Origin of the sequence: endosymbiont of Lamellibrachia barhami, assembly GCF_011947365.2 — a bacterium.
In the GTDB taxonomy this organism is placed as follows: domain Bacteria; phylum Pseudomonadota; class Gammaproteobacteria; order Chromatiales; family Chromatiaceae; genus QGON01.
Window position 1 is genome coordinate 1,219,189 of sequence record NZ_JAAVSH020000001.1, and the last position, 9,300, is coordinate 1,228,488.

The 9,300-nt window shown below is 55.4% G+C and carries 5 protein-coding genes; all 5 read left to right on the top strand.

Features of this window, described 5'->3' with window-relative positions:
* Positions 1-433: 433 nt before the first annotated feature.
* The 5 genes from G9Q73_RS05545 to G9Q73_RS05565 all read left to right on the top strand — a co-directional run bounded on the left by G9Q73_RS05545 (position 434) and on the right by G9Q73_RS05565 (position 9,281).
* The gene (locus G9Q73_RS05545; protein ID WP_177418913.1) at positions 434-3,562 is read left to right on the top strand and encodes a hypothetical protein; all 3,129 of its coding nucleotides are present in this window, start codon (positions 434-436) and stop codon (positions 3,560-3,562) included.
* Between the two features lie 15 nt (positions 3,563-3,577).
* Positions 3,578-3,844, top strand: a complete 267-nt coding sequence (locus G9Q73_RS05550) for a hypothetical protein (protein WP_177418914.1) — start codon at positions 3,578-3,580, stop codon at positions 3,842-3,844.
* Between the two features lie 253 nt (positions 3,845-4,097).
* On the top strand, positions 4,098-7,394 hold the full coding sequence (locus G9Q73_RS05555; protein ID WP_177418915.1) for a hypothetical protein: 3,297 nt from the start codon (positions 4,098-4,100) through the stop codon (positions 7,392-7,394).
* A 96-nt stretch (positions 7,395-7,490) separates the two neighbouring features.
* On the top strand, positions 7,491-8,804 hold the full coding sequence (locus G9Q73_RS05560; RefSeq protein ID WP_177418916.1) for a multicopper oxidase domain-containing protein: 1,314 nt from the start codon (positions 7,491-7,493) through the stop codon (positions 8,802-8,804).
* 36 nt (positions 8,805-8,840) lie between these two features.
* Positions 8,841-9,281 carry a multicopper oxidase domain-containing protein gene (locus tag G9Q73_RS05565; protein ID WP_177418917.1) on the top strand — a complete coding sequence of 147 codons (441 nt, stop codon included), beginning with the start codon at positions 8,841-8,843 and terminating at the stop codon, positions 9,279-9,281.
* Positions 9,282-9,300: the final 19 nt, after the last annotated feature.

Consider the following 9,300-nt stretch of genomic DNA (forward strand, 5'->3'; position numbering starts at 1 on the left):
CTATCCCCTTTACCCGCGCTGCTTTGCACGCGGGTTTTTCTTTGGGCGCTGTTTTTTTTGTTAAAGTTCTCAGCCCTCCTGCCGTTATAGAAATAGTGGACTTTTGCCAATACCCGCACTTCTATCGATTCGACCCTACCACTCAAAGCTCCTGTTTTTATTGGGGTTTGGAGTGGAGGACTGTATTCCCTTCCGCCTATACCCCAGTAACAGGGTAGGGGTTCACCTGCCTACCACCTGCATTTTTTCCTGCTTTTAACTGGGGCATTACGCCGCCTGTCATTTCTTAGTTCTGCCGGTAGCCACCGGGACTCGATCAGCCTAAATTTTCCATCGTAGTCAAACAAATTTCTTTTTTTACGGGAAATGCGTCGTTACGGCGTGGGGAATGATCCTGCTTTCAGGGTCTTTCATAGCTCGGAGAGTGAAAGTTATGAACAAAAAAATGAGAAAAGGCAAAACAGGGGTTTTTAACTTCGCCATTGCCTTGTCTATGTTGGCCGTTTCGGCGGCCCATTCAGGGCAAGTCACACTAAATGTGCAGGATCAAAACGGAGCCCCTGTGAATGGCTTCCGTTGGTTGATTCAGGAAGATACAACCTACACGGTAACGCCTGATGTCAGTACTGGCGATATGCTCTCGCTGGGCTTTCATCGCAGTAACCATCCACCAGCGATCAATTCGGTGACTGGTGCGGGGTTGAGCGGTTACACTGACACCGCCCAGGCCGTGGTTGCGGATGTTGAGGACAATAAGAGCTATTATATCTCTGTCCTTCCGTTCTCCGGACACAGCCTCTCAGGTGGTTCAGTCGCTATTGATGCCACAGGCACGGATCAGCAGACCGTCACTGTTACGGTTCAGCAGCAGCCGATTCCCACCGCGCAGATTTCGTTCTATCTTTTCCACGACCACTACCCGGTCAACGGCAACCCCGATCTGCCCCAGGAGATTAATCCTCCGCTAGGGAATGCGGGCCATGTGGACTGGAGCGGCTTCTCGCTCTTCCTGGAAGAGCCAGCCGGTAAGTATGGTCAAAATGGCGGTCAGCTCATCCAGGATGCATTCGCTAACCCGTTGGGTACGACCTATGATCGGACCTGCGATATCAACGGGAACCCGGATCTCAATCCGCTGACCAACTTTGTCTGCATGACGGGTGGCGCACCTGTGGTGGCTACGCTGGGTGACGGTACCATGCACCCCGATCAGGACGGCTTCCTCACGGTGAAGAATCTGGCGCCGGGCAAGTACGGCACCATCCTGATTCCGCCAACTGGATCCAATTGGCAGCAGACCACCACCATTGAGGGCACCAAGGTTATCGACGCCTGGGTCAAGGCCAACGAGCCGCCGCTGTTCGTTGAATTTGGTCTGCCTGGTCCGCATGTCTTCGTGGGTTTTACCAAGGCGAGCAGTGAGTACGTGATAGGGCAAGCGGGTGGGTTCCCACCCCTGCAGCCGCCGCTACCTGGTGAACAGACCGCAAATATCATAGGTAAGGTGACTGATCAGCACATGTCACGTCCGCCTAATTTCACCTTTTTTAGTGGGCGCGATTTTCCGGCCTGCTGGGTGGCTTTGAACAGCATGGTTAACGGCGCTTTGGGCAAAGGTCTTTATGCTGCCCCCTGTGCTGCGGATTCAACCTTTGCGATTCCTAATCTCGCGCCGGGCAGCTACCAGCTTGCGATATGGGACGCCAATATGACGGTGGTATTCGCCCAGACGGCGTTTTCTGTCGATACGACCGGTGGTACCTGTAACGGTGGTCTATCCTGTAATTTTGGTGATGTCTCCGTCTTCAACTGGTTTGGCCGTCTGAACACCGCTGTCTTCAGCGATTCCGATCAGGATGGTTTCTGGGATGCGAATGAGGCGGGCATCGGCCCTGAGAGTCAGAGTGTCACCATCCGCTGGCGCGACGGCACCGTCTATCAGAGCTTCCCCACAGACAACGGTGGCGAGGCGCCTTTCGATACGGTCTTCCCCTTCTTCCACTGGTTGGTGGCTGAAGCGAGTTTCACCAACAAGAAGGCGACCGGTGCCACCTTCGTGGTCGACGCCGGTGGTGCGGTCCTGCCCGATAATGGCTGGACCTACCCCTCCTTCGATCAACTCACTCCACAGACACAGTGTGCGGCCGGCGTCAGCTATGATCCTGTCAGCGGTACCTGTCCTGCAGGGAGCGAAGAAAATAATCCGAATACCGGTAACAACCTTTCCCGTACCGAGACGGGTGTAGTGCTGACCCAGGCCTTCCAGCAATTTCTGGGTCAGACCAGCGTGATGCAGTTCGGCAAGGCCGACTACAAAACTTTTGAGTTCCCGAGCATTGCGAACGGCTTCACCACGACTTTCGTGGGTGAAAACGGCGGCATCTCCGGTATGGTGCACTACGCGGTCACCCGCGCTGAGAATGATCCCCGGTTTACCGCTGTAGAGACCTGGGAGCCCGGTATTCCCCGGGTTCAGTTGAACCTCTACGCTGATGGCGACATCGACTGTTTTCCGTTGAATAATTTTCCTGCTGATTCTTGCGATATCGACTGGAATGGCGACGGTGTATTCGATGCAGACGACAACGTAATCGATGACGTTAATATGAACGGCCTGGTCGATCTGGCGGATGCAGACAACTATCCCCAGGGTAACTTCCCCGGTCCCGAGGACATCGACCGGAATGGCAATTCCACATTCGACCTGGGCGATGCGCTCAATGTGGGCTACTCCGACAGTTGGGATGACAGCCTGCCTACAGGTTGCCAGGGTGAGTCGTTCACTTTCTTTACGGACCCGGCAGACCCGGCCACCGCTACGACCCCCGACTGCTACGATGGTCTGCGCAATTTTAACCAGATCCGTCCCGGTGTGTTTGACGGTGGTTGGGCCTTCGAAGGATATGACAATGGCTCTTTGCCGGTTGCAATCCAGACCAAGCTCAACGCCTTCTATGCCACTCCGGCTGTTGCCTCGGTTGGCTTCACAGGCATGCTGCCCGGTGACTATATCGTGGAGGCGAATACCCCTGCAGGTTATAAGCTCGTAAAGGAGGAGGATCGCAACATCGACTTTGGCGAAGTGTTCGTGCCTTCTGAACAGGCATTGGCAGTCACCTGTGTGGGCGACGATCATCTGGTACCGCAACACTTCTCCATGCTGACCAAGGATGGCAGTGGTGATACGGCAATGTTGATCGATCCTGCAGTGAACGATCCGGCACCGTTTGCGGGTACGACGCGTCCGCTCTGCGATCGCAAGAAGATAGCACTCTCTTCCGGTCAGAATGCGGCTACCGAGTTTCATCTGTTCACCGATGTGCCGATCGCGGCCAACATCTCCGGTATGATTCTCAACGATCTGGCCAACGAGTTCGATCGAAAGATACCGAACTTCGGCGAAGTTTACGCCGCCGTGGACGCCTGTCGCTTTCTACGGCTGGAACGGTGCTCCAGGTTAATCGGGTCTATGCCGATCAGTTTGAGGTCGCTATATGACCTGGTGGTTTCCCTCCACCTTCAGCGCCAATCTGCCGCAGCCCAGCAGTATGTCACCCAATAACATGTGACCGCATGCATGAACGATGCGGGACCTGTGCCGAATCCGCTCATCGGTACGGTGAATCTGTCGGCAGTGATATCACTGGTACTCGGGCAGACCATCACTGCGGGCGACGTACCTGCAAGGGTGATCGATCCCTACTTCGATCCCCAGTACAGCCAGTTCTGTTACACCTTCCAGTACATACCCAGGTTCAACGACCTACCACCAGATACGCCGGTATTGCCTGTAGCCCGCATTCGCCAGCCCCGGCAAGTTCCACTTTGGATTACAGAGTCCTGATCTCACGCCGACGGTTGCGTCGGTCGGGCGGCATCTGGGTGATGGTGGTGGTGGTCCCCTTGTCGGATCGGACGATCATCATCAAATCGATGGGCGGATGTTGGTGCCAAATCCCGGTGGGACAGTACTGGCAACATTCGAAAAACATCGAGCGTGACTACGGGTTTGGTGCAGGACAGGGCGGGGTCTTCCTACTGGAAGATGACGGTATCTCTATGCCACTCCGGCTGTTGCCTCGGTTGGCTTCACAGGCATGCTGCCCGGTGACTATATCGTGGAGGCGAATACCCCTGCAGGTTATAAGCTCGTAAAGGAGGAGGACCGCAACGTCGACTTTGGCGATGTGTTCGTGCCTTCTGAACAGGCATTGGCAGTTACCTGCGTGGGTGACGATCATCTGGTACCGCCTCACTTCTCCATGCTGACCAAGGATGGCAGTGGTGATACGGCAATGCTGATCGATCCTGCAGTGAACGATCCGGCACCGTTTGCGGGTACGACGCGTCCGCTCTGCGATCGCAAGAAGATAGCGCTCTCATCCGGTCAGAATGCGGCTACCGAGTTTCATCTGTTCACCGATGTGCCGATCGTGGCCAACATCTCCGGTATGATTCTCAACGACCTGGCCAACGAGTTCGATCCGAATGCACCGAACTTCGGCGAGAAGTTTGCACCGCCGTGGACGCCTGTCGCTTTCTACGACTGGAACGGCACTCAGGTTAATCGGGTCTATGCCGATCAGTTTGGTCGCTATGACCTGGTGGTTCCCTCCACCTTCAGCGCCAATCTGCCGCAGCCCAGCGGTATGTCACCCAATATGCTGACCGCATGCATGAACGATGCGGGACCTGTGCCGAATCCGCTCATCGGTACGGTAGATGTCAGCGGTGATATCACTGGTGTTCCAGGGCAGACCATCACTGCGGGCGACGTGCCTGCAGAGGTGATTGATCCCTACTTCGATCCCCAGTACAGCCAGTTCTGTTACACCTTCCAGTACATGCCAGGTTCAACGACCTACCTGGATACGCCGGTATTGCCTGTAGCCGCATTCGCCGGCCCCGGCAAGTTCCCGCTGGATTGTAAGAGTCCTGATCTCACGCCGACAGTTGCGTCGGTCAGGCGGCATCTGGGTGATGGTGGTGGTGGTCCCTTTGCACTGGCGGATCAGACGATCATCATCAAATCGATGGGCAGGATGTTGGTGCCAAATCCCGATTGGGACGGTACTGGCAACATTCCGAAAAACATCGAGCGTGACTACCGGTTTGGTGCAGGCCAGGGCAGAGTCTTCCTGGAAGATGACGCTGGTATCCGTACCGAACTGACGGTTGGCCTCTGGAGACAAAACCGGATCGAAGCCGATGTCACAGCGACAGATCCACTGGTCGCAATCCCATTCGGTGCCTACCAGGTTGTTGTGGTCGGTATGGACGGTACTGAGTCGCCTATCGGGGTAACCCTTACGGTTGGTATCGAAGAGGGCTGGGGTGCACGCAACAACTGGACCCTGGGTAAATGGACCGATGCTGGCACCAACTACACCAAGCGGCTCAAATACGCCTATGAGGTGCGCTCAGTTGATCCCTTGGCTGTAGCCGGTCCGCTGGTTCATAACACCATTCAGGATGCAATCGATGCAGCAAACCGCGGGGATCTGATCCTGGTCACTCCTGGTGTCTACGACGAGATGGTGATGATGTGGAAGCCCGTCAAACTCCAGGGTTGGGGTGCTGGAGACGTGGTTATCAACGCCCGCCAGGTGCCGACCGAGAAGATCATCGATTGGCGCACCCGGGCCAAGGCTTTGGTCGACAATGGTTTTATCGATTCATTGCCTGGGCAGATCGTTGCCAACCTTCCATTCGCAGCACTGGCGGAGAATGTCTTCCCAACCAGTGAGGGTGCAGGCATATTCGTTGCCGGCCTGGCGTCTTCGGCTACTTGCCTGGAGGATACTGACAGGCTGGCCTTCTGCCATAACCGCAATAAAGGCTCTCGCGTCGATGGCTTCACCATCGTTGGCGCCAGTAGCGGTGGTTCCATTGTGGTCAACGGGCATGCCGGTTTCATGGATGTGAGCAACAATCGGATCACCGCCAACTCTGGTTTCTTCGGTGGAGGAATCCGCATCGGCCATCCTCAACTGAGTCACGAGATCGTCAGTGTGAACGACCCAGCCTATACAGGTTTGGCCAATGCTGATATTGGTGACTTCGTCTACGATGATGCCCACAACGATGATATCCGTGTTCACCACAACCAGATCTCTACCAATGGTGGGTTTGGCGGCGCGGGTGGCGGTGTCTCCCTGAATACAGGTGCCGATAACTATCGAGTCCAGAAGAACTGGATCTGCGGCAACTTCACGCAGGGTGACGGCGGCGGTATCGGCCACCTGGGTTTTTCTGAAAATGGTTTGATCGAGGATAACGATATTCTCTTCAATGAGTCGTTTGCCCAGTCCGGTCCCAGGACTGGTGGCGGCATCGCCATCCTCGGCCAGGCGGCACTTGTGCCTGAGACCTTCACCGGTGAGCTTCTCACCCCCGGTACCGGCAATGTTACTGTGGATTCCAACCGGATTCGCGGCAACCTGGCTGGTGCAGGTGACGGCGGTGGTATCGGTGTGGCCCTGGTCAACGGTCATGATGTGGCGCGCTTCCCAGACCGTAAAGGCAAGTGGAGTCAGGTGCGGATCTACAACAACATGATCGCCAACAACGTGGCCGGTGCTGCAGGTGGTGGTATCTCACTGCAGGACGTGTTGAAGGCCGACATTCGTGCCAATACTGTTGCTAATAACGACAGCACCGCGACTGCGGCGATCCTGAGCTTCATGCCTGGAAACGTCAATGAGTCCGTTCCGATGCCGGCAGGTATCGTTTCGCGGATCCACAGCACGGAGTTGGCCAATGTGATGAGCGGCCATGTGGACCCGCTGGTACTTCCCGGTGGTGCAACCAGTGATTGGCTCACCTTTTCAGACGCCAAGTTGAAAAACAACATCGTCCATCACAACCGCTCGTTCTACTGGCTGAACCAGGATCCTGTAGCAACCCCGCTGACGAACTTCGGAATCTTCCCCGCATCCTGCGCTGATCCTGCAGCAGGGGGAGCTGGTTGCGACGTGGCCAACGTGGATCTCTACAGCGTTGATCTGGGAGTGCTCGATGGTCTGGTTACCCGTCTCGATCTGCAGTTGGAGCCTAAGAACTCACTGCTGACCGATACCGCGGGTTATGCCACCACCAATGTCATGGGTGATCCTGCCTTCGTGATGGGGTATGTCAACATTGCCCGAGACCAAACCCTGGTGTTTCAGGAGACGACGGTTCTCCAGGTAGCAGGTGCCTTCGATGAGGGTGGCAACTGGCTGCAGGTGAGCTACGGGCCACTGACGATATCTGCGGGTGACTACCATATCACCCCGGCGTCGGTGGGTGTCGACAACGGTGCCAATGTACCGCTCCAACTGGAGCTCGACTTCGACAATGAGCCTCGACCAGATGGAGGAAACAACGATATAGGTGCGGACGAACTGCAGTAGTTAACGCTTCCGTGGCCCTCGCATGAGGGTCACGGATACGTGAAAAAGCAATTCGAAATAACAATGGCAGTTACATATTCATAAGGAGTAACGCCGATGAAAATCTTCAAAATAAAATTGCTGCCCGCGGCCCTATTGTTGGCTTTGTCAGGTGGCGTGGGAACAGTTAACGCAGCGGTATTCGTACAGTGTCCTGGGGACGATAACGGAAACGCTGTATGGGACGAGGGGGAGGTCCAACCCTCCGAGAACATCAAGTGTATGCATCTGATCGCTGGTGACAGCTTTGCCGTAATGTCGGATGACAATCCTCTTTATATCTTTGGTTATGGTGATCAGACTGGTACCCCGCCATCGGAAGTGATCAAGGAGGGTATCCTCGATGCGGAGTGGCCTGGTCCCACCGTAGAACTTGAGCAGAATGACGAGTTCTATCTCTCGTTGACCAATGTTGGTACGGTGATTCGCCCCGACCTGTTTGATAGCCATACCATCCACTTTCATGGCTTTCCCAATGCTGCGACGGTGTTTGATGGGGTACCGGAGGTATCGGTCTCCGTCAATATGGGCGCCACGTTGACCTACTACTATAACGTGGTGGAGCCTGGCACCTATATCTATCACTGTCATGTGGAGGCAACCGAGCACATGAAGATGGGCATGTTGGCCAATCTCTATGTACATCCTGTTCAGGATGTGACGGGATGTCCCGATGGTTCCTGCGCGGTGGCTACACGTAAGGGCGGTACCGATCCGGGTGCGCCCACGGGTTATACCTACAATGACGGCGATGGTACCACCGCCTGGGACGTTGAACAGCCGCTCCAGGTGTCTGCTTTCGACAGCGAGTTCCACGATGCCAGTCTCTTTGTACAGCCGCTGCCCTTTGCAGCGATCGAGGGCGACTATCCGCAGATCAACGGCCGCGGTTACCCCGATACGATAAATCCTGGGATTATGCCGCCACCAACGGATAACTGGAACTCGATAGTCGGCCCGGATGGTGAGATTCATCCTGCGGGTAAGGTTACCGGTAATCCAGGTGAGACACTCAACAATGATACACCGGTTCAGTTAGTGTCCTCCAACGCGACCGTAACCGCAGGTCAGACCCTGCTGCTACGGCTCTCCAATGTGGGTCTCGACCGCTTCTATACCCTGACCGCACCCGGATTGACGATGAAGATTGTCGGTACCGGTGCGCGGCATATGCGTAACGCAGCGGGAGATAAGAACCTCTACCGCGAGGTTGCCTCGGTCAACTTCGGTGGTGGTGAGACCCACGATGTGTTGGTTGATACCACTGGCGTGGCGCCGGGCACCTACTTTCTTCATGCCGCAGAACTGCATCAGTTGAGCAACGTGACCCAGTTGGACGGCGGAATGATGACTGAGATTGTCGTGCAATAGCGTCAAGCCGGAAGACGATCAAAGGAGATAAGCAAAATGATAAAGACAAGACAAAAAACCGTCCGCCTGCTCAGCATGCTACTGCTGGGTATGGTGATGACGACGATCGTGTCCCAGGCCATGGCTGCGGGTCACGACATTCGGGGAATCAAACCTCAGGGGGGTACTACCTTTAATCTCTATGCCTTTCCCTTCAACATGAATCTGCCAGATGGCTCCAGCATGTATATGTGGGGCTTCGGAGACATGAATGGAGGGGCCAATGCCAGCCATCCGGGTGGTAACGGTTACAGCCTGCCACAATATCCGGCGCCGACCCTGATCGTGAATGAGGGCGACACCATCACTATCAATGTGACCAACTTCGGTGTTGCTGAGCCGGTCTCGATGGTGATTGCCGGACACAAAGCCAATGCGGTGGGTGGTACCCCTGGACTGGTGATCCGTCAGGCCGGGCTCACGAGAGCAATTACGTAACTGAACGAAGTACAACAAA